Origin of the sequence: Streptomyces sp. NPDC001194, assembly GCF_042896985.1 — a bacterium.
In the GTDB taxonomy this organism is placed as follows: Bacteria; Actinomycetota; Actinomycetes; order Streptomycetales; family Streptomycetaceae; genus Streptomyces.
In genome coordinates, this window is sequence record NZ_JBIAXU010000030.1 from 24,687 (window position 1) to 45,765 (window position 21,079).

The following is a 21,079-nucleotide window of genomic DNA, read 5'->3' on the forward strand; positions in this document are numbered from 1 at the left end:
GATCGTACGCACGCCCGGAGGAACCGGTGGACATCCGCTCGGCCCAGCAGCTCGCCTGGGACAACAAGCTCGCGAAGGGCTTCAACACCACCGACGTGCCCCTGGAGTTCGGGCTGCTGACGGCCGAGGTCGGGGAGGCCTTCACCGCCTGGCGCGGGAAACTGCCCGACTTCGGCGAGGAGCTCGCGGACGTGTTCCTGTACCTCGCGGCGCTCGCCGAGATGAACGGTGTCGACCTCGAGTCCGAGGTGGAGCGGAAGCTGGCCAAGAACCGCGACCGCGTCTACACACGGGACGAACGGGGCGTGCTGCTGCGCGTCGAAGAGGCCGGAGAGAAGGGGAACCGCTGATGGCCGCCCCCACGCGGGTGGCCCTGGCCACCTCGGAGCCGGGTTTGGCCTGGGACGCCGACCTGCCGCTGATGATCGAGGCGCTGCGTGCCCGCGGGGTCGACGCCGCGGCGGCGGCCTGGGACGCCCGGGACTTCGACTGGTCGCGGTGCGCCGCCGTGGTCATCAGGTCCACCTGGGACTACGCCGAGCGGTGGCCGGAGTACCTGGCCTGGGCCGACGCGGTGCAGGATGCGACGCGGCTCGACAACCCGGCCGCTCTGGTGCGCTGGAACACCGACAAGCGCTACCTCGGGGAGCTCGCCGGCCGCGGCGTCCCCGTCGTGCCGACCCGGTTCATCGCCCCCGGCGAGGCCGTCGTGCTGCCCGGGGACGGACAGTTCGTCGTCAAGCCGGCCGTCTCCGCCGGCGCCCGCGACACCGCGCGCTACGCGCAGCGGCACCACGCGGCGGCGGCCGGGCACGTCGCGGGGCTCCACGCGGCCGGAGCGACCGCGATGGTGCAGCCGTACCTGTCGCGGATCGACGAGGGCGAACGGGCACTCGTCTTCCTCGGCGGCGCCTTCAGCCACGCGATCCGCAAGGGGCCGGTGCTGACCGACCTCGGGATCGTCGACAACGACCGCATGCCGCATCCGGATCTGGTGTCGTACCGGCCGTCCGCGGCCGAACTGGCCCTGGCCGGTGCCGCGCTGGCGGCCGTACCGGGGTCCGGGGCTCTGCTGTACGCGCGCGTGGACATCGCGACGGCGGACGACGGGGCGCCGGTCGTGATGGAGCTGGAGCTCGTGGAGCCCAACCTCTTCATGGGCCACGCCGAGCACGGGCTGCGGCGTTTCACCGACCTGGTGCTGGAGCGGGCCATGTGAGGCGGGCGGCGACGGGCAGGTGGTCGCTGCCCGTCGCGGGCAGCGCCCGGATCCGCGTGACGGTCGCCGAGCGGGTCAGGACCTGGTCGATCCGGGCCAGCGGCAGCGGGGCGGGCCAGCTGAACGCGAAGTCGCGGCTCGGCTGGTCCATGCGCGAGGTGACGGGGTCCAGCCCGCGGTCGTCGACGGTGCCGTTGAGGTCCCCGAGCAGGATCAGCGGCTCCGCCGGCTCCGAGGCGATCGCGGCGCCGAGCCGTACGGCGCTCTCGTCGCGGTGTGCGGATCCGAACCCGTGCGCCGGGCCGAGCCGCAGGGAGGGCAGGTGCGCCACGTACACGGCGGCCTCGCCCCGCGGCGTGCGGGCGGTGGCCCGCAGCGCGCGGTTCCAGTCCTCCCCGAAGCCGGCGGGTCTGATGTCCACCGGCCGCACGTCCGCGAGCGGGTGCTTCGACCAGAGCCCGACCGTGCCCACCACCGCGTGGTACGGGTACTGGGGCGCCAGCGCCGCCGCGTACTGCGGCGCTGCGGCCGGCGTCAGCTCCTCCAGGGCGAGGAGGTCGGCGCGCGTGGCGGCCAGGGCACGTGCGGTGCCCGCCGGATCGGGGTTCTCGTCGCTGACGTTGTGCTGGACGGCGAGGAGACCGGGTGCCCCGTCCGCGCCGGGGAGCAGGTGGCCGCCGTAGAGCCCGAGCCAGGCGGCGGCGGGCAGCAGCGCCGCGAGTGCGGCCACGGCCGAGCGGCGCAGCAGCGCCGGGGCCGCGAGGACCGGGACGGCGAGGCCCAGCCAGGGCAGGAACGTTTCGAGCAGGCTGCCGGGACGGCCCGGCAGCCCGTCGGGCACCGCTCCGTGGCAGACCAGCAGACAGGCCACGAGGACCGCGAGCCCCGTCAGGACGCGCCCCCGCCCGCGCCACACCCGCTTCTCCGGCCGCCCAAGCCGCCGCCAAGGCCCCCGCTCCGCCCCCTGCCCGCCCACGCGCCCCCGCTCCCGATCCGCGCCGCGTCCCGCGCCGCAGACTAGGGGGACGCCAGGGGCGGAGATCCGGTTCCCGGATCCGGCGGGCTGCCCGGAACCGCACTGATCCGGGCGAGGACCAGGACCGTGTCGTCCGTCGCCGTGTCGGGCAGCAGGTTGGCGAGGATCCGGTCGGCCCCCTCCTCCAGCGAGCCCAGGGGCGCGCGCAGTTGGTCGCACAGCGCGTCGATGCCCGTGTCGATGTCCTGGCCCCGTGCCTCGACGAGGCCGTCGGTGTAGAGGGCCACTGTGGCGCCCTCGGGAATCTCGACCTCGATCGACCGGTACGGTACGCCGCCCACCCCGAGCGGCACCCCGAGCACGTCGCCGACGGCGTGCACGGTCCCGTCCCGGTGCCGTACCAGCGGCGGCGGATGACCGGCGTTGGCGATGGTGGCGCGGCCGGTGTGGGGGTCGTACAGCAGGTAGAGGAAGGTCGCCCACTCGATGCCGGCCTCCTGCGCGCAGGCGTCGAGCTCCCCGACGAGGGCGGCGGGCTCGGCCATGTGCCGGGCGAGCGTCTTCGCGGTGATGCGCAGCCGCCCCATGGCCGCGGCGGCCGGGACCCCGTGTCCCATCACGTCGCCGACGACGAGGGCCACCCGGTCGTCGGGCAGGGTGATCGCGTCGTACCAGTCGCCGCCCACCTCGGTGCCGCGGCTGCCGGGCAGATAGCGGTGGCTGATGTCCACGTACGGGCCCGCCGCCGGGGCACTGGGCAGCAGGGCCCGCTGGAGGGTGAGCGCGATGTCCCTGACCTTGCCGTACAGCCGGGCGTTGTCCAGGCACAGCGCGGCCCGGGAAGCCAGTTCGCCGGCGAGCCCGAGGTCCGCCTCGGCGAAGGCCGGGCGGGCGCCGGAGCGGCCGAACATGGCGATGCCCTGCACCGTGCCGCGGGCGATGAGCGGTGCCATGAGGATGCAGGTCAGCCCGCTGTCCAGCAGCAGCTGCGCACGCTGCTGGTGGACGACGGTCCGGGTCGCGAAGTCCTGGTCGACCGTGAAGCAGAGCGGACGGCCCGTGCTCAGCATCTGGTGGGTGTGGGAGCCGGGCGGGTACATGACCTCCTCCAGGCCGCTCACGAGTTCCACGGCCGGCTCGGGCAGGGTGGTGCCGGAGGCGATCCGGCGGGTGGCCACCGGCAGCGCAGGGTCGAAGGCCTCGGTCTCGTCCATCCACTCCACGAGTTCGACGACGCTGGCGTCGCAGAACTCCGGGACGACCGCGTCGACCAGCTCGCGCGCGGTGGTGTTCAGGTCCAGGGTGGTGCCGATGCCGGCCGCCGCCCGGTCGAGCAGGGCCAGCCGCTGGCGGGCGGCCGTCGCCTCGAGGATGGCCCGCTCGCGGTCGGTGACGTCCAGCAGCAGTCCGCCCACCCCGCGCCGGGTGTCGCCCGCGCCCGTCAGCGGGAAGAAGCTGACCGAGCGCACCTGGTCGCGGTCCGGGTGGCCCGGTGTGCGCAGGCCCACGAGGGTGCCGATGACGGTCCGGCCCTCCTCGGCCACGGACCGCAGCATGCGCTGGTACTCCCCTCCGTCCGCGGTGATCATGATCTCCGCCATCCGGCGGCCCAGGTGCTCGTCGAGCGGGACCCCGTCCATGTCGGCCAGGGCCTGGTTGAGGTGGACGTAGCGCAACTCCTCGTCGAGCATGACCAGGCCGATGGGGCAGGTCTCGAAGAGGGCGTCGAGGAAGGACAGGTTGGTCTTGACCCGGTCCAGTTCGTCGCCCCGGCTCGCCAGCCCGATGACCACGGAGGCGCCGGTGGCCCCGGTCATCGGGAAGACCCGGAAGCCGCAGTCGAACACCGAGCCGTCCCGGTGGAGCGCGGGCAGCCGTACGCGCCAGTAGCCGAGGGCCCGGGCGCGCTCTGCCAGGTGGGCGGCTCCGCCGGGGCCCCCGCCCGGGGGCGGCTCGGGGAAGAGGACCGCGGCGGGCCGGGTCAGCACCGATCCGGCGTCGTGGCCGAAGAGGTTCCGCGCGCCGGGGCCCCAGTAGCAGACCCGGTCCTCGTCGTCGATGCCGAAGACGGCCACCACCACGTGTTCCAGCAAGGACCCCGGTTCGGACCGGATCGGGCCGGGATCGTCCGCGTCCCCCAGCCGGTCCGATGGCATCGGCAGGCCTCCTTCCGCGCGCGTCTGGCTCGCGCGCGCGACTGACCGGCGCCCGCACGGCGGCCACGGGCTGCCTCTTCAATTCTGCCCGCCATCGGGGAGGAGGACATCACGACGCCGCAGGAGAGCCGGCCGGTGACCACCGGTGACGGTTGCCCGCGGTCCGGCGACCGTGCAGGTCAGCGGGGGTTTCCCAATCGGGCCCGCCGATGGGCGACGGGAAACCCGTCGACCCCCGCGGGCCTCGGGGCAAGGCTGAAGACGTCAAGCACGCCGGGACGACGGGACGCCACGACGCCCCCGCCTCCCGGCGTCAACACCGAGGCACACCCAACAGGGGGACATGATGCGCAAGATGATCCGCGCCACCGCCGCGCTCGCCACCGCCGCGGCGGCCGTCGTGGCACTGAGCGGCCAGGCGGGCGCCAGGCCCGCCGACGACTGGGCCGGCTGTCCGTACGGGTCGGTCTGCGTCTACCCGCAGGACCAGAACCCGGCGGTGAAGCCGTCCCTCGTCTTCACCAGCTACGGAGCACACAACCTGAGCAACCAGTACGGACGCCACTGGGTCCTCAACAACCAGTACGGCGGGGCCACCGCGAGCCTGTGCACCGGCTACGACGGCAAGAACTGCGGATCCCCCATCGCCCAGGGCACGGGCGTCTACGCGGACCTCGGCCCGATCAACTCCATCACCCTCAACCGCCCCTGACCGGGCACCCGTTCGCGGCCTTCCGGGTCCGCCGCTCCCCCGGCGGACCCGGAAGGCCGCTGTGCTCCGCGTTTGCGCCACGCCGATCCGACACGCGTTCCGCCGTCCGACCCCCGCGGTAGCCTGGGACGTTCCATCTCACAACCTGGGCGTGCTGCGCCATGGGGGATGCCGTGGGGGACCCGGACCGCGGACGCGACACCGATCACCACACCGATCACGAGCCCGATCACGAGCCCGATCCACTCGGGGCCGCCGGAGCGGCCGCGGCCTTTCCCGCCCAGTTGCGGCGGCTGCGGGTGCAGCGCGGTCTGTCGCTGGCCGACCTGGCCCGTCGCACGCACTACAGCAAGGGCTACCTGAGCAAGATCGAAACCGGCGCCAAACGCGTCACCCACGACGTCGCGCTGCGCTGCGACCGGGTGCTGGAGGCCGGGGGCGCGCTCCTCCAACTGGTCCCGGAGGCCGAGGTGCCGAGGCCCCGCACCCCCGCACCGCCCGGGCAGCCGCAGTCCGCCGGCGAGTGCCCCTACCGCGGCCTCGCCGCGTTCACCACGCGCGACGCGGGCTGGTTCTTCGGTCGAGACCGGGTGACCGCCGCCCTGGTCGAGCGGGTCTTCGACCGGATCGGCGGGGGCCCGCTGGTGCTCGTCGGCCGGTCGGGGGCCGGCAAGTCCTCCCTGCTCAGCGCCGGTCTCGTACCGGCCCTGCGGCGGATCGGCGGGTTCCCGATGGCGGGCGCCGACGGGTGGCCGGTCGTACGGTTCACCCCGACCGCGCATCCGCTCCAGGAGCTGCTGGACCGCACCGCGAAGGTGCTGGGCGCAGGTCTCGGCATCACCACAGGGGAACTGCGCGAGCAACCGCGGCGGTTGCTCGAAGCCGTCCGGGGCCTGGCGGACGGCTCCCCGGACCCGTCCGGGGAGCACCGGCCGCCCTGCGTACGGCCGGTGCTGCTCGTCGACCAGTTCGAGGAACTCTTCACCCTCTGCTCCGACGAGGACGAGCGGCGCGCGTTCGTCCACGTCCTGTGCACCCTGGCCACGGCGGGGCCGGAGCCGGCGTCGGCCGATCCGGCCGTCGTGGTGCTCGGCGTACGGGCCGACTTCACCGGCAGCTGCCTGGACCTGCCCGAGCTGGCCGCCGCCTGCACCGACGGGCTGTTCGTCCTCCCCCCGATGTCCGTCGCCGAACTGCGCGAGTCGATCACCCGCCCGGCGGAGCTCGCCGGGCTCACCCTCGAACCGGGTCTGGTCCAACTGCTGCTGCGCGACGCCGGCTTGCGCGAGGAGCCCGCGGCGGTCGCCGCCACTGCCCCGGCGGCCGGGCCCGGTGACACGCCGTCGGGTGCGCTGCCGCTGGTGTCCCACGCGCTGATGGCCACCTGGCAGCGCCGTACCGGGGCCACCCTGACCGTCGCGGGGTACGAGGACACCGGCGGCATCCAGGGCGCCGTCGCGCACACCGCCGAGAGCGTGTTCGCCCGCCTGTACCCGCGGGAGCAGCGGACGATCCGCCGCATCCTGGTGGCGCTGGTCCACGTCGCCGACGGCGCGGGGACGACACGGCGGCGCATGGCCCGAACCGGGCTGATGGAACAGCTCGCCGACGCGGACGGCGCGGCGGAGGCCCTCGACGCGTTCGTCCGGGCCCGGCTGATCACGCTGGACAGCGACAGCGTCGAGATCACCCACGAAGCCCTGCTGCACGCCTGGCCGCGGCTGCGCGGCTGGATCCACGCCGACCGGGACGGCCTGCTGGTCCACCGGCAGCTGGCCCACGCCGCCGAGGAGTGGGAGCGCGAGGGCCGCGACCCGTCCGTCCTGTACCGCGGGAGCCGGCTGGGGGCCGCCCTCGCCTGGGCCCGCGGACTCGACGGCCGGAGCCGGCCCGGGCCCCGGGAGGCGGCCTTCCTGGACGCGAGCCGGGCCGCGGAGGACGCCCGGCGGACGCAGGCCCGGCGCCAGGTCCGGATCCGCCAGCGGATGCTGGCCCTGCTCGGCGTCCTGCTGGTCCTTGCCCTGTCCGCCGGGGCGGTGGCGTACCAGCAGCGGGCCGGCGCGCTCGGCCAGGAGCGCACCGCCCGCGCGCAGGCCCTCGCCGTCCGGTCCACCGCCCTCGCCGCCGGTCAGCCCGAGGCCTCGATGCGGCTCGCGGAGAAGGCGTACCGCACGGAGGCGAACCCCGAGTCGCGGGGCGCGCTGCTGAGCACGCAGGCCCAGCCGTTCCTCGCCCGGCTCGGCGGACACGGCGGCCCGGTCAACGCGGTGGCGTTCGCCCCGGGGAGCGGGAAGGGACTGCTGGCGAGCGCCGGTTCCGACGGCAGGGTGCTGCTGCGGAGGGTGGCGGACCGGCGGACGACGGCGACCTTGACGATGCCGGGCCGGGTGCGCGCGATCGCGTTCGCGCCGGACGGCGGAACGCTCGCCGCGACGTCCACGGAAGGTCCGGTCCGGGTCTGGGGCACGGACGGGCGCGACATCGCGGTGCTCCCCGCGCAGACGACGGACGCCCGGGCCGTGGCCTTCGCGCCCGACGGGCACACGCTCGCCGTCGCGGGCGCCGACGGGACGGTGCGGTTGTGCGATCCCGAGGGCGGCGGGTCGGCCGTGACCGAGCTGACCGGCCACGCCGGGAGGGTCAACGCGCTGGCGTACGCACCCGACGGCAGGACGCTGGTGTCGGCGGGTTCCGACCAGACCGTGCGGCTGTGGGATCCGGTGGCGGGCCGTCAGCTCGCCGTACTCGCGGGGCACACCGGCGAGGTGCTGGGAGTCGCGTTCGCGCCGGACGGAAGGAGCGTGGCCTCCGGGGGCGTCGACCGGACCCTGCGGCTGTGGGACGTGGCCGGACGCCGTACGACGATGGCGCTGTCCGGGCACAACGACGACATCAACGCGGTCGCCTACACCCCGGACGGCGCGACGGTCGTCAGTGCGGGCGGCGACGGCACCACCCGGCTGTGGGACGTGCGCGGCGGCAGGCCGGTCGCGACGCTGGCCGGGCACACCGACTACGTGCTCGGGGTCGCGGTGGACCCGGGCGGTGCGGTGCTGGCCACGGCCGCCTTCGACCAGTCGGTGGTGCTCTGGGACTTGCGCGGTCCGGTGCTGGCCGCGCGCCCGTTCACGGAGTTCTGGCAGGCTGCGTACAGCCCGGACGGGAAGCTGCTGGCGACCGCGGACGCCGATCACACGGTGCGGCTGTGGGAGGTGGCCGGGCGGCGGGTGGCCGGGACGCTCGAGGGCCACACCGGTACGGTGTTCTCGGTGGCCTTCTCCCCCGACGGCCGGCTGCTGGCCTCGGCGGGCTCCGACGGGACGGTCCGGCTGTGGGACGTGGCCTCCCGTACGGCGCTGGGCACGCTCACCGGGCACGGCGGGATCGTCTACGCGGTGGCCTTCTCCCCCGACGGGCGGCTGCTGGCCTCGGCCGGTTCGGACCGGACGGTCCGGCTGTGGGACGTGGCCTCCCGTACCGCGCTGGGCACGCTCACCGGGCACACGGACTTCGTGAACGACGTGGCGTTCAGCCCGGACGGCCGCACTCTCGCGAGTGCCGGTGACGATCTGACCGTGCGCCTGTGGGACGTGACCGGGCGGCGGCCGCTGGCCACGCTGAGCGGTCATACGGGCGCGGTGCGGGCGGTCGCCTTCGGTCCGGGCGGGCGGACGCTGGCGAGCGGCGGCAACGACGGCACCGTACGCCTGTGGGACGCCCGGCGGCCGGGCGCCGGGGCCGAAGCGGTGCTGTCCGGTCACACGGGGTCCGTCCGGGCCATCGCCTTCTCCCCCGACGGGCGGTGGCTGGCCAGCAGCGGCAACGACCGTACGGTGCGGCTGTGGGAGGTGGCCGGAAGACGCCTGTGGGCGTCCCTGACAGGCCATACGAGCGCGGTGTGGGGCGTGGTGTTCTCCCCCGACGGGCGAACGGTGGCGAGCAGCAGCAACGACGGAACGGTGCGGCTGTGGAACCCGGATCCGGGTACGCGGCTGGCGGAGATCTGTGGACTGCACGCGGGCAGCGAGTGGCTGAAAAACGCTCCTGCCTGCCCGTTCTGAGGCGGCGGGTGCGCGGGGCCCGCCCGGTGGGCACGTACGATCACATCCCGCGGACTTGACCGCCCCGCGGCGGCGAGTTCGCGGCTGTGTAAGCGAAACTCTTCCCGTCTTCCCGTAGTTGAGGAACACCTTGCGCCAGCCTTTCGACCGACGCCTGACCCTCAGTGCCGCCCTGCTCGCCGTCGTGGCCGCAGCGGTGCCGGCGACCGCCGCCCACGCGGCCGCGAACCCGTTCGCCGCCCCCTCGGCGCAGACCGCCCCCGCGGCCGCGCCCAAGCCCGACATGGACGCCGTGACGCAGGCGTTGAAGAACACCACCGCGGTCGGGGCGCCCGGCGCCATGGTCCGCATCACCGGTTCCGGTGCCCCGCTGACCAGCGCGGTGGGCGTCCAGGACCGCACCACGGGCGCGGCCATGGACCTGAACGGCCGCTTCCGGATCGGCAGCGTCACCAAGTCGTTCTCCAGCGTCGTCCTGCTGCAGCTGGTGGACGAGGGCAAGATCAGCCTGGACGCCCCCGTCAACCAGTACCTGCCCGGCCTGCTGCCCGACGACCGGATCACGGTCCGTCATCTGCTGACCCACCGCAGCGGGTTGTCGGACTACACGAACGCCATGTTCGACAAGACCGTGCCCGGCTTCGAGGCCGTCCGGAACAAGGTCTTCACCTACCAGGAGCTGGTCGCCCTCTCGCTGCGCGAGCCGCGCACGACCGAGCCGGGCGTCTCGTACCAGTACTCCAACACCAACTTCGTGGTCGTCGGCATGCTCATCGAGAAGGCCACCGGCCACGGGGTGGCCAAGGAGTACGAGAAGCGCATCATCAAGCCGCTGAAGCTGAAGAACACCTCGTACGTCCACCCCTCGACGGAGATCAAGGGCGCGCACCTGCACGGCTACCTGCACCCGGACGAGGCGGGGGCGCCGCTGGTGGACTCCACCGAGCAGACCGTGTCCTGGGCGCAGTCGGCCGGCGCGATGATCTCGAACGCGGCCGACCTGAACACCTTCATGTCCGCGCTGCTCGGCGGCAAGCTGCTGAAGCCGGCCACGCTGGACGCCATGCTCACCATGACCCCGACGGACGCCACGAACTCCCGTTTCTACGGTCTGGGCCTGCGCCGCTACGACCTGTCGTGCGGTACCTCGGTGTACGGGCACACCGGCACGGTGCAGGGCTTCTACACCTACGCCTTCGCCACCCGTGACGGCAAGCGCAGCCTTGCCGCGGTGGCGAACACCTCGAACAAGGGAGCGGCGAACACGGCTCTGGGCGGCACGCTCGAAGGCGCGTTCTGCGGGAAGAAGGCCCCGGCGGCCGGCCCCGCGGCGGCTCCCGCCCAGCGCAGCTTCGCGCTGCTCCCGGCGCTGACCGCGGCCCCGGCCGAGCAGGACCTGCCCGAGCACGGCTCGCGCTGACCCCTGCGGCCCGTACCGTCCGGCGGTTGTCCACCGGGCGGTACGGGCCGTGGTTCGGGCGGTCGTGGGGTTCGGGCGGTTCAGGCCGTGACGCGGATCTTGGACTGGCCGTGGCCGAAGCGCTCCCAGTCCTCCATGAACCGGGCCTTCAGCCCGTGCCGGGCCGCGAGGTCGACGAGGGTCTGCGTACGGTAGTAGAAGTCCTCCCGCAGGACCTGGTGCTCGGTGCCCTCGGTGCGGTCGAAGGTGAAGTCGAAGAACCCGCCCGGGGCCAGGATGCGGCCGACGTGGGCGAAGCACTCCTCGATGATCTCGATCGGCGAGTGGGAGAACACGCTGTGGGCGTGCACGACGTCGAAGTACGCGTCGGGCAGGAAGTCCAGGGTGAGGTCCTGGGTGAGCGTGAGGTGCGGCAGCTTGTCCTGGAGCTCCTGGCGGGCCAGGGTCTGCTTGGCGGATATGAGGATGTCGGGCGAGATGTCGATCCCGTAGTAGTGGCCGGGACCGAGGTGCTCGATGAAACGCCATCCCGCGCGCAGGTTGCCGCAGCCGATGTCCAGCATCGTGTGGTGCGGGGTGAGGCCGTGCTCCACGAGGTAGTCGAACTGCATCTTGCCGAGGGCCAGCCACCGGTCGTGGGTCTGGCTGCCGACGGCGGCCTCGGGGTTGCGGGCGGTGTCGGAGGCCATGACCGCGCGGTAGTAGCCCACGTGGTCGGGGTGCTTGAGCCGCAGCCAGCTGTCGCGGGCGGCCCGGCGGACGTACGGGCCGATGCGCGCGGGGTTGCGCGCCGCGTAGCGGACCTTGTGGGTGAGGGTGGTGCGGTTGGCGACGAGGTTCTTCTTGGTTGCCACGGGAGGTTCCTCCGGAAGAATCGGTCGAAAGCGGCGGGGCCGTCGGGTTCAGCCGAGGCGGCGGCCGCGCAGCCGGACGGTCGTCAGCGTGACGAGGGCCAGGGCGAGGAGCAGGTAGACCGTGGTGTCGATCCCCTGGAAGGTCCAGAAGTCGGAGCTGGGGTACACCTTGTGCACCCGGCCCGTGAAGCCGTGCTCGTCCATGCACGCGCGCAGCTGCTCGCCCGAGAACAGGCAGTTCTCCAGCGGGTGCTGGGCCCCGTCGGGGGTGAGGTAGCGGTATCCCGCGGACCAGGCGCTGCCGATGAGCTGCTTGGGCTGCATTCCGGGGGTGATCCGGTCCACGGGGGTGACGAAGTCCCGGCGGAAGAAGGTCAGTACGGCGGCCGTGCCGAGGACCACGGCGAGCGTCGCGCCCATCGCGGGGAGCGTACGGCGGACCAGCAGGCCGATCGCGGTGCCCGCGGCCAGGGCGAACAGCGCTCCGGCGACGGCCGAGGGGCCGGAGGCGTTGAGGATGTACGGGTCGTGCCAGTACACGCCGTCGTACATGTTGGAGATCGGCGCCCACCACCAGGCGATGAGTGCGGCGACGGCGGCGGAGACGGTGACGGCGCAGAGCGCGGCCAGGCCGAAGCGGGCGGCGAACCAGCTGCGGGCGCCGCTGTCCTGGGTGAGGACGACCTTGATCGTGCCGCTCTCCAGCTCGCGGCCGATGAGCGGGGCTCCCCAGAACATGCCGATGGCCGCGGGGAGGGCCAGGCCGATGGCGCCCAGGAGGCGGATCCCCCCGTTGCTCTCGGTCATGGCGTTGTAGGTCTCGGGCGGGCATTCGCCGTTCCAGCCCTTGCACTGGGAGAGGTCGTAGCCGCTGATGGCCTCGATCAGGTCCGCCCGCCCCAGGGCGACCCATACCGTGAGGGCGGTGACGAGCAGGGCTCCGGTGAGGATGAGCGGGCGCTGCTGGCGCCAGGCGAGCCACAGGGTGCCCGTCATGCCGCGGCCTCCGTTGCGTGTGCGGTGCTCCGGGGCTCGGAGCGCAGATGGGCGAGCAGGAGCTCTTCGAGGGAGGGCTCCTTGGTGATCCACCGCTCGTCGACCCCCGCCGGGAGGGACGTACCGGGCGCGTTGCGCACGAGCGCGGACAGGTGGCGGCCGGTGGTGGTGGCGTGGACGACGGCCGCGCGGTCGGCGCCGGGCGGCAGGCCGTCCGGGGTGTCGGGGTCGGCGCGGCCGGTGAGGCTCGTGTACGCCTCCCGCAGGTCCTGGGTGTCGCCGGCGAGCCGGATCCGGCCGCCCTGCAGGAGCAGGACGTGGTCGCAGACGTTCTCCAGCTCGGGCAGGACGTGCGAGGAGATCACGACGGTGGTGCCGCGGTCGGCGACCTCGGCCATGAGCAGGCCCGTCACCTCGTGGCGCACCAGCGGGTCGAGGTCGGCGAGCGGCTCGTCCAGCAGGAGCAGGTCGGCCTGCTTGCCGAGGGCCAGGGCCAGCGCGACGCGGGTGCGCTTGCCCCCGGAGAGGGTGCCGATCCGGGCCTTCGGCGGGATCCCGCCCTCGCCGACGATGCGCTCTGCCTTGGCCTGGTTCCAGCGGCGCGGGCTGAGCCTGCGGCCCACGGCCAGCATCTCGGCGACCGTGAACTGCGGGTAGAGCGGCTTGTCCTGGCTCACGAAGGCCGTCCGGGCGCGGGCGGCCCGGGTGCCGGGGACGGAGCCGAAGACGCGTATCTCCCCGGTGGTGGGCCGCAGCAGGCCGGTCATCAGGTGGAACAGCGTGCTCTTTCCGGCCCCGTTGGGGCCGACGAGCGCCGCGATCCGGCCCGCCGGCAGTTCGAAGTCGCAGTCGTGCAGGGCGGCGCGGTTCCCCCGGAACCGCTGCCCTGTCGCGGTTGCCCGGAGCGCCGGTTCGGCGGTCGGGTCGTTCACTGGGTGTCCTCTCGTGACGGTCGTTCCGTGCCGGCCCGCGTGGACCGCGCCGCTCCCCGCGGCCGCGCCGCCGCCTCGGCCAGCGCCGCCTCGACGAGCGCCAGGACGTCCTCGCGCCCCAGCCCGGCGGCGTGCGCCCGGGTCACCCAGTCGACGAGGTCGGCGCGCAGCGGCGAATCGGCCGCGGCCTCGGGGCGGGAGAGCGAGCGGGTGACGAACGTGCCCTGTCCCGGGCGGGGTTCGACGAGCCCCTCGCGCTCCAGCTCGCGGTAGGCCTTCAGCACGGTATTGGGGTTGATCGCGGTGGCTTCCACCACGGCCCTGGCAGTCGGCAGCCGGTCCCCCGGTTCCAGTACGCCCAGTCGGAGCGCCTGTTTCACCTGGTTGACGAGCTGCAGGTACGTGGCGACACCGCTGTGCCGGTCCACCTGAAACTCGATCATGCGTCTGCCTCATTCCACTAATGCCTTAGTGGAATGATGTGGCGCGGGATCACGGTCCGTCAAATCCCCTCCCCACGAGGCGGCGTCGGCCGCTGCCCGCTCAGGCGGTACGGAGCCTGGCCGGGAGGGTGGGTGCAGTGCGCGGACCCGGCTTCGGGGGGCGGGTGGGCGCGGCCGTCAGATCGCGGATGCGATCCGTGAAGTCCTGGTCGGGCAAAGGCAGTTCGAGATCGTCGTCCACGTAGCTGACGGCGGCCGAGACGTACTCCATGACCGCCTCGACCGTGCCGGCGCCGCGCCGGGCCCCGGCACCGCCGGGGCGCAGCGCCCGCAGGACGCGCAGGGTGGTGGGCAGGCTCGCGTCGGCGGCGAGGTCGCGCTCCGCGCCGTCGAAGACCACCGTGGCCGCGTCCGGTGCGACCGCCGCCTCGGCGGTCGCCGGTGGCGCCGTCTGACGGCGCCACCAGAGCGCCTCGTGGTTCTCTCCGAGCGCGAGGTGGTGGAGGTAAAGGCAGTACGAGGCGATCGAGTCCCCGGCGCCGGCGGCGTACTGCCACCAGAAGCGGGCGGAGTCCTCCGCGTCGGTGAGCAGCAGGATGCAGCCCAGGACGCGGGCCCCGGAAGGCTGGGGCAGTTTGTGCGTGAGGAAGTCCCCGAGCGCTGCGACGGCGGTGCCCGTGACGGCCGTCTCGCACAGGGCCCGGAGGTCGCGGGCGGCTCCCCGCATGTCCTTCTGCGGTTCGCCCGCGGCCGCGCCGGGCGCCCGGGCTCCCGCCCGGTGGTGCGGCGCGCCGCCGGCGTCCACGATGTCGGCGGGCGCGTCCGAGGGCGCGTGGAGACGGGCGCGGGCCAGCAGCTGGTCAATGGTCGAGGTCACCGCGGACCCCCTCCTCGGTGGTGGTGTCCGGGTACAGGGCGGCGTGCAGATGGCGTTTGGCGTGCCGTGCGGTGGACCGTACGGAGGCTGCGGAGACGCCCAGTTCGTCCGCCGCCCGGGCCTCCTCGAGCCCGCAGAGGTACAGCAGGACGACGACGTCCCGCTGCATGGGCGCGAGCTCCCCGACGGCCCGGAACAGGGCCATCGACTCCTCCACCTGCCCGATCGGGTCGGAGGCGAGGTCGAGGGCGACCGTGTCGAAGGCGGCCGCGACGAGGGAGGGCCGGCCGTTCTCCCTCGGGGCGCGTTCGAGCACCGTCCGGCGCAGCATCGGCCACGCGAACCGCTCGGGGTTCTCGCTGGCGAGCGCGTCGTGCCACAGCATCAGCAGGAGCGTGAAGACGTCGTCGACCGCCTTCTCGACCAGCCCGTTGCGGCGCAGGAACGCCGCGGCGTAGCTGGTGTACTGCGGCCGGTGCATCTGCTGGAAGGCCCGGAAGTCCAGCGGGGCCGAGCCGGTCGGGATGCGGTGGCGGGCGCCGCCCTCGTGGAGGCAGTCCTTGATCCACGAGGTGCGCTTGCCGATGTCCTGGGCCGCGATCACCCAGCGCAGCCGCATCGTGTCGTACCGCGGGCCGGGCCGCTCCAGCGCGAGGAGCACCGTACGGACGAACACCCAGCGGGGGTAGCGTCCGACGGCCCGCAGCAGTTCGGAGATGTGCCCCTTGTCACGGCCGGTGCGCGCCTGGAGCTCGTCCAGGGTCACCCCCCTGCCGTGGATGGCATCGCGCAGCGGCTCCAGCCAGGCGCGGTGCGCCGCTCCGGTGCCTTCGGCGATGGGACCCAGCGGCCGGCCGGGCTTGCCGCGCCGGCCCTGGGGGAGGTCCTGGGGTGCCGAGTGGAGGTTCATCCCCGCGGCTCCTCGTCCCGGTCGGGCACCTGTGCGGCGGCCCGCTCGCGACGGCTCTCGGCCACGCCGGTGCCCGCCTGCACGATCTGCTGCACGCCCAGTGCGACCGACGGGATCAGGGCGGTGACGGCCGCGACGGGCTGTCCCGCCACCACCATGACCACACTGAAAGCGAAGATCGCTAAGAGCGCCACCACGGTGACGATCATCCGGTTGTTCTTCATCGCGCCGTCCTCTGGCTGCTTTCGCGCCTGCTCGGTGTCTGTCCGGGATGCGGCTCATGGCGTTGCCACGCCCCCCTTCAGGAGCCGAAGCAAGCATGGAGTGAACAGAGTTGGACAGGCGCGAAAAAAGCAGAACGGGGAACAATCAGAACCCGGTGTCCGCCCCTCTTGCGTCAGGTTCCAGCGGTAGCCGGGCCACCAGCCGGGCGCCGGCCGGCGCGTCCTCGACGGAGAGGGATCCCCCCAGGCGGGTGGCGATGTCCCGGGCTATGGCCAGGCCCAGGCCGGAACCTCCCTCGTCGCGGCTGCGGGCGTCGTCGAGACGGGTGAACCGCTCGAAGACCCGCTCCCGGTCCGCCGCCGCGATGCCCGGCCCGTCGTCGCGCACCTCCAGTACGGCGGTGCGCCGCGGCCCGTCCACCCGCAGCACGAGCCGCACCCGCCGGTCGGCGTGGCGCTGGGCGTTGTCCAGCAGGTTGGTCACGAGCCGGGAGAGCCACAGCGTGCTGCCGCGCACGACGGCCGCGGGAGCGATCTCCATGTCGACGGGAACCCGGTCCCGGCGGCGCGAACGGGCCGCCTCCCGGGCCACGTCCGCGAGGTCCACCGCGGCGTCCGGCGGCGGCTCCCCGGTGTCCAGGCGGGCCAGCAGGAGCAGGTCCGCGGCAAGGTCCTGGAGTCGTACGGTGTCCTCCAGCGCCCCGCTGACCAGCTCGCCCCACAGCTCCGGGTCGGGGTGCGCCTGGGCGACCTCCAGCTGGGTGCGGAGCACGGTGATCGGGCTGCGGAGCTCGTGCGAGGCGTCGGCGATGAAGCGGCGCTGGCGGATCCCGGCGGCCTCCAGCCGGTCCAGGGTGGCGTTCATGGTGACGGCGAGCCGGGCGATCTCGTCACGGCTGCGCGGCACGGGGACCCGCCGGTGCAGATCACGGTCACCGATCGCGGCGACCTCGGCGCGGATCGCCTCGACGGGCCGCAGCGCCCAGCCGGTCACCCGCCAGGTGACCAGGGCCACCGTGAGCACCAGCAGCGGAACCACGACGGCGAGCACGCCGGTGATGACGTCGTCGGCGGTGTCGGCCTCCCGCAGGGAAGTCCCCGCGAACACGGTGACCAGCCCGTCCCCGGTGACGGTGGTGACCTGGACGACGCGGTGGCGGCGGTCGCCGCGCGCCGGGCCCTCCTTCCAGGTGTCGCGGACCGTGCCGGGCCTGCCCGGGCGGGCCGGGGAGAGGGCGGGCCGGCCGGCCAGGTTCGGGCTCGCGGCCAGCACCCGGCCCTGGGCGTCGACGACCTGCACGAAGTCGGTGCCGCGTCCGGGGGTCACCACCGTGTCGAACCGGCCCGCGGCCACCAGCCCGGCCGTGGAGAGGGCCTGGCGTTCGGCGGCGGCCTGGGCGTCCCGCATCAGGTTGCCGTCCAGGATCCCGACCAGGGCGAGGGACGCGGCGCCGAGGGCCAGGGCCACCACCAGGGAGGCACCGAGCGTGGCCCGGGCACGGACGGAGCCGGGGCGCAGACGGCTCACCAGCTCGCGTACGGACTTCGGCCGCGGGCCCCGCGCGAGTTCACGGATCCGGCCGGGGACGCTCAGGGGGATGTGACCGGGGAAGCGGGCGGAAGAGCGGGCGGCGCTGCCGGTCCTGCGGTCAGCCACCGTCGGCCGCCAGCCGGTAGCCCGCCCCGCGGACGGTCTCCACGGCGGCCCGGCCGAAGGGGGCGTCGATCTTCCGGCGCAGGGCGCTGACATGGACCTCGACGACGTTGAGGTCACCCTCGTAGGCCGCGTCCCAGACGTGCTCCAGTATCTCCCGCTTGGGGACGACCTCCCCTGCCCGCCGGGCGAGGTACACGAGGACCGCGAACTCGCGCGAGGTCAGCCGGGCCTCGGTCCCGGCCCGCGTGCACCGCTGCCCGGCCGGGTCGATCACCAGGTCGCCGAACTCCATGACCTGCGGGCTGCGGCGGCCGGTGCGCCGGATGAGGGCGCGCAGCCGGGCGACGAGGACCACGTAGGAGAAGGGCTTGGACAGGAAGTCGTCCGCGCCGGTGTCGAGGGCCTCGGCCTCGTCGTACTCGCCGTCCTTCGCGGTCAGCATCAAGATCCCCGACTCGCAGCCGCTCGCGCGCAGCCGGGCGCAGACCCGGTAGCCGTTGAGTCCGGGCAGCATGATGTCGAGCACGATGGCGTCGTAGTCGTGCTCGCCGGCCAGCCACAGGCCCTGCGGCCCGTCGTGGGCGACGTCCACGGTGAAGCCCTCGGCCCGCAGACCCCGCTGGAGGGCAGCGGCGAGCCGCCGTTCGTCCTCGACCACCAGTACGCGCATGGGGACAGGTTCTCAGGTCGCCCCGGCCGCTTGCTGAAGAGGTCTTCAGCCGGCTTCAGCAGAGCTTCAGCATCCGGCGCGCACGATCTGCCCAGCCGGGCAGCGTGCCCGCAGAACGCGAGGAGCATGTCGATGACTCAGTCCAGTCCCCAGCCCGCCGAGCCGCCCGCGGACCCGGGCGAGGCCAAGACCGCGGCCGACCCGGCCGGTGCGGCGGCGGGCCGCCGCGGCCGGCTGGTCCGGCTGGCCCGTGAGGGGCGTACGAGATGGGTGGCCCTCGGGGCGGTCGTCGTGATCGGTGGCGGGCTGGCCGCGGTGGCGGCGGCCGAGCACGGCCACGACGACCACGTGCGGGGCGGTTTCGCCGCCAAGGTCCGCGCGCACGGTCCCGGGGAGAGGCACGCGGAGGGCCGGCCCGGGCCGCTGCCGCACCGGGGCGGCGAGCCCGAGGTCGTCGACGGCGACCGTGACTTCCCGGGCGGCGGAATGGGAGCGGCGGGCCGCGGCCCGGGCGGCGGCGGCCGGGCGGGTGGCTCCGCGAAGGGCGCCCCGGTGCCGCTGCCCGCACTGGCGGCGGCCCAGGCGGTGGAGAAGGCCACGGCCGCCGTCGAGGGGGGCAAGCTCGAATCGCTGCGGGCCGTGGCCCAGCAGGGCGGCGGCAGCGCGTGGCTGGCCGTCGTCCTCGGCACGGACGGGGTCCGGCACGCCGTGACGCTGGCGGGCGCCGACGGCGCGGTCACCGGCAACACCGTCCTCGGCCAGGGTCCGGCCGGGCCCCGCTGACGGTACGCCGGGGCCTCGCTCCTGCCCGGCGCCCGGTCCTCACTCCGTCCCGCCGGCGGAGTCCAGGGCCGCGAGGTCTTCGGCGGAGAGGCGCAGGGCGCCCGCGGCCACGTTGGCGGTGAGGTGGTCCGGGTTCCCGGTGCCGGGGATGGCCAGGACGTGCGGTCCCCGGTGCAGGGTCCACGCCAGCCGGATCTCGGCGGCGCCCACCCCGTGGGCGCGGGCCACGGCGAGCACCCGCGGGTGCTCGACGCCGCTCGCGCCCGCTTCGCGTCCCGTGCCGGCGATCGAGTAGAACGGCACGTACGCGATCCCCTGCTCCCCGCAGGTGCGCAGGAACGCCTCCTGCTCGGGAGCGGCGCCGAGCCCGTACAGGTTCTGTACGCAGACCACCGGCGCGATGGCCCGGGCCTCGGCGAGGTGCCCGGGCTGCACGTTGGACAGGCCGAGGTGGCGGATGAGCCCCGCGCGGCGCAGGTCGGCGAGGGCGCCGAAGCGCTCGGCGATCGAATCGGTGCCGACGATGCGCAGGTTCACCACGTCGAGGTGGTCGCGGCCGAGCTGGCGCAGGTTCTCCTCGACCTGACCGCGCAGCTGGTCGGGGGTGGCGTGCGGCAGGAACTCCCCCGACAGGGCCCGGCCGGGGCCGACCTTGGTGGTGATGACGAGGTCGTCCGGGTAGGGGGCCAGGGCCGCGTTGATCAGCTCGTTGGCGGAGCGCAGCGGGGAGAAGTAGAAGGCTGCGGTGTCGATGTGGTTCACGCCGAGCTCGACGGCGCGGCGCAGGACGCCGATCGCCCGGGTGCGGTCGCTGGGGGCGGCGCCGGGGGCGAACGCCGGGCCGTCCTGGGTCAGGCGCATCGCGCCGAAGCCCAGGCGGTTGACTTCGAGGTCGCCGAGCCGCCAGGTGCCGGAGGCCGCCGCGGTGACGGCCCGAGTGGTCGTGGGCGTCGTGGGGGTCGCGGAGGTCGTGGAGGTCGTGGAGGTCATGCCGGAATGATCTGTGCGCGGTAGGGTCGGGGCCATTGATTCAGGCATGGCTGAATCCATGTGCGTCTTGATGAGTCCAAGGGGTGGTCCTGCTGGCGGAGTTGGCGTTCTCGGCGGGCGATCTGGCGCAGATGCGGTTCGCCGTCTCGCCGCTCTGGGAAGTGGTGACCAGTTTCCGGCGGCTGCTGAACGACGGCGCCGTGTCGCCCGTGTACCGGCCCTGGGCAGCGCAGGTGCGGCCCCGGCTGGCGGCTGCCGGGCTGGACCGGGGCTGGCTCGCCGAGCTGGTCCCGTCCTCGAAGTACGTGCCGCATTTCCTGAACCCCGCACCCGCCGGACCGGCCCCCGTCCTCGCGGCGGAGCTGGCCGAGCTGGTGGCCGCGCCCGCCGAAACGGTGCGCCGCAATCTCGACCACCTCCGCCACCACCAGGACTCGCTCGGCCCCCGCGCCCGGGCCCTGCACGCGGACCCGGCGGCCCGACTGCCGCGGCTGGCCCAGGAGATCGAGGCGTACTGGAAGCTGGCGCTCGCCCCGTACTGGGCGCGGATCCGCGCGGTGCTGGAGGCCGACGTCTTCCACCGGGCCCGGCAGGCGGCCGAGCAGGGGGCGGGCCGGGTCATCAACGAGCTGCACAGCGCGTTGCGTTGGGACGAGAACGCACTGAGCCTGGTGCGCCGCACCCGGCCGCTGACCCGGGAGATGGCCGGCCGGGGGCTGCTGCTGGTGCCCTCGGCCTTCCTCGGGCCGGGCCTGCTGACCCGGATGACCCCGCCGGATCCGCCGCAGATCGCGTACCCGGCGCGCGGGGTGGGCGCGCTGTGGGCCTCCCGGCCGCCGACCGCGAAGACGGAAGCCGTCGCCGCGGTGCTGGGCCGTTCGCGGACCCTGCTGCTGACGGAGCTGGACGCCCCGGCCTCCACCACCGAACTGGCCCGGCGTACGGGGCTGTCGGCGGCCGGGGTGTCCCAGAACCTGACGGCGCTGCGCGACGCGGGCCTGGTCAGCGCGCACCGCGCGGGCCGCTCGGTCCTGTACGCCCGCACCGCGGTCGGCGAGAGCCTACTCGGCACCGACAGGCCCTAGGGGGTGTCCGCAAAGTAGCGCCGGCCGCCCGGAGGGCGGTCCCGCGGCGTCCGGTGCGTGCTCTCGGTGTGCCGGGCGGAAGCCCTTGTACTGGACGTACTCGGGATTTCGCCC

Annotated in this window: 19 protein-coding genes; 7 read left to right on the forward strand and 12 right to left on the reverse strand. The window is 74.2% G+C overall.

The features are described from left to right. The first annotated feature begins 26 nt into the window (after positions 1–26). The gene (locus tag ACFY1T_RS34500) at positions 27–350 is read left to right on the forward strand and encodes a MazG-like family protein (RefSeq protein WP_390791703.1); all 324 of its coding nucleotides are present in this window, start codon (positions 27–29) and stop codon (positions 348–350) included. Then, a complete protein-coding gene (locus tag ACFY1T_RS34505; protein WP_390791704.1) occupies positions 350–1,219 on the forward strand; it encodes a hypothetical protein in 870 nt (289 codons plus the stop codon). The genes ACFY1T_RS34500 and ACFY1T_RS34505 overlap by 1 nt, the downstream gene beginning before the upstream one ends. Here the strand turns inward: ACFY1T_RS34505 and ACFY1T_RS34510 are convergent. Next, positions 1,188–2,195: an endonuclease/exonuclease/phosphatase family protein gene (locus tag ACFY1T_RS34510; protein WP_390791705.1), complete on the reverse strand. Its 1,008-nt coding sequence runs from the start codon at positions 2,193–2,195 to the stop codon at positions 1,188–1,190. The genes ACFY1T_RS34505 and ACFY1T_RS34510 overlap by 32 nt on opposite strands. Before the next feature lie 41 nt (positions 2,196–2,236). Further along, on the reverse strand, positions 2,237–4,351 hold the full coding sequence (locus ACFY1T_RS34515; RefSeq protein WP_390791706.1) for a SpoIIE family protein phosphatase: 2,115 nt from the start codon (positions 4,349–4,351) through the stop codon (positions 2,237–2,239). Between the two features lie 355 nt (positions 4,352–4,706). Here ACFY1T_RS34515 and ACFY1T_RS34520 point away from each other — a divergent pair, with 355 nt between their 5' ends. From ACFY1T_RS34520 to ACFY1T_RS34530, 3 genes are all read left to right on the forward strand, one after another. Then, entirely contained in the window at positions 4,707–5,063 is a 357-nt protein-coding gene (locus ACFY1T_RS34520; RefSeq protein ID WP_384705849.1) for a hypothetical protein, read from the forward strand. A 173-nt stretch (positions 5,064–5,236) separates the two neighbouring features. Then, positions 5,237–9,124, forward strand: a complete 3,888-nt coding sequence (locus ACFY1T_RS34525) for a helix-turn-helix domain-containing protein (RefSeq protein WP_390791707.1) — start codon at positions 5,237–5,239, stop codon at positions 9,122–9,124. A gap of 130 nt (positions 9,125–9,254) precedes the next feature. Further along, positions 9,255–10,544 (forward strand): serine hydrolase domain-containing protein, encoded by a 1,290-nt coding sequence (locus tag ACFY1T_RS34530; protein ID WP_390791708.1) that lies wholly within the window; start codon positions 9,255–9,257, stop codon positions 10,542–10,544. An 80-nt stretch (positions 10,545–10,624) separates the two neighbouring features. Here ACFY1T_RS34530 and ACFY1T_RS34535 read toward each other — a convergent pair whose 3' ends face one another. The 9 genes from ACFY1T_RS34535 to ACFY1T_RS34575 form a co-directional block, all read right to left on the reverse strand. Then, positions 10,625–11,398 (reverse strand): class I SAM-dependent methyltransferase, encoded by a 774-nt coding sequence (locus ACFY1T_RS34535; protein ID WP_384705843.1) that lies wholly within the window; start codon positions 11,396–11,398, stop codon positions 10,625–10,627. A 48-nt stretch (positions 11,399–11,446) separates the two neighbouring features. Next, positions 11,447–12,394 carry a transporter gene (locus ACFY1T_RS34540; protein ID WP_390791709.1) on the reverse strand — a complete coding sequence of 316 codons (948 nt, stop codon included), beginning with the start codon at positions 12,392–12,394 and terminating at the stop codon, positions 11,447–11,449. Continuing rightward, entirely contained in the window at positions 12,391–13,326 is a 936-nt protein-coding gene (locus tag ACFY1T_RS34545; protein WP_390791710.1) for an ABC transporter ATP-binding protein, read from the reverse strand. Before ACFY1T_RS34545 ends, ACFY1T_RS34540 begins: the two co-directional genes overlap by 4 nt. Next, the gene (locus ACFY1T_RS34550) at positions 13,323–13,769 is read right to left on the reverse strand and encodes a GntR family transcriptional regulator (protein ID WP_384705837.1); all 447 of its coding nucleotides are present in this window, start codon (positions 13,767–13,769) and stop codon (positions 13,323–13,325) included. Before ACFY1T_RS34550 ends, ACFY1T_RS34545 begins: the two co-directional genes overlap by 4 nt. A gap of 100 nt (positions 13,770–13,869) precedes the next feature. Then, complete coding sequence (locus tag ACFY1T_RS34555; protein ID WP_390791711.1) at positions 13,870–14,646, reverse strand: hypothetical protein; 777 nt, start codon at positions 14,644–14,646, stop codon at positions 13,870–13,872. Continuing rightward, positions 14,630–15,556, reverse strand: coding sequence for a sigma-70 family RNA polymerase sigma factor (locus tag ACFY1T_RS34560; protein ID WP_390791712.1), 927 nt, complete (start codon positions 15,554–15,556; stop codon positions 14,630–14,632). Before ACFY1T_RS34560 ends, ACFY1T_RS34555 begins: the two co-directional genes overlap by 17 nt. Beyond that, positions 15,553–15,780: a hypothetical protein gene (locus ACFY1T_RS34565; protein ID WP_030161020.1), complete on the reverse strand. Its 228-nt coding sequence runs from the start codon at positions 15,778–15,780 to the stop codon at positions 15,553–15,555. Before ACFY1T_RS34565 ends, ACFY1T_RS34560 begins: the two co-directional genes overlap by 4 nt. A 145-nt stretch (positions 15,781–15,925) precedes the next feature. Next, the gene (locus tag ACFY1T_RS34570) at positions 15,926–17,308 is read right to left on the reverse strand and encodes an ATP-binding protein (RefSeq protein ID WP_390791716.1); all 1,383 of its coding nucleotides are present in this window, start codon (positions 17,306–17,308) and stop codon (positions 15,926–15,928) included. Positions 17,309–17,429: 121 nt separating this feature from the next. Further along, complete coding sequence (locus ACFY1T_RS34575; protein WP_384705830.1) at positions 17,430–18,107, reverse strand: response regulator transcription factor; 678 nt, start codon at positions 18,105–18,107, stop codon at positions 17,430–17,432. A 132-nt stretch (positions 18,108–18,239) separates the two neighbouring features. Here ACFY1T_RS34575 and ACFY1T_RS34580 point away from each other — a divergent pair, with 132 nt between their 5' ends. Then, on the forward strand, positions 18,240–18,890 hold the full coding sequence (locus tag ACFY1T_RS34580; RefSeq protein WP_390791713.1) for a hypothetical protein: 651 nt from the start codon (positions 18,240–18,242) through the stop codon (positions 18,888–18,890). Positions 18,891–18,929: 39 nt separating this feature from the next. Here ACFY1T_RS34580 and ACFY1T_RS34585 read toward each other — a convergent pair whose 3' ends face one another. Next, a complete protein-coding gene (locus tag ACFY1T_RS34585; RefSeq protein WP_390791714.1) occupies positions 18,930–19,880 on the reverse strand; it encodes an aldo/keto reductase in 951 nt (316 codons plus the stop codon). A gap of 89 nt (positions 19,881–19,969) precedes the next feature. Between ACFY1T_RS34585 and ACFY1T_RS34590 the strand changes: the two genes are divergently transcribed. Continuing rightward, positions 19,970–20,965: a DUF5937 family protein gene (locus ACFY1T_RS34590; protein WP_390791717.1), complete on the forward strand. Its 996-nt coding sequence runs from the start codon at positions 19,970–19,972 to the stop codon at positions 20,963–20,965. Positions 20,966–21,079: the final 114 nt, after the last annotated feature.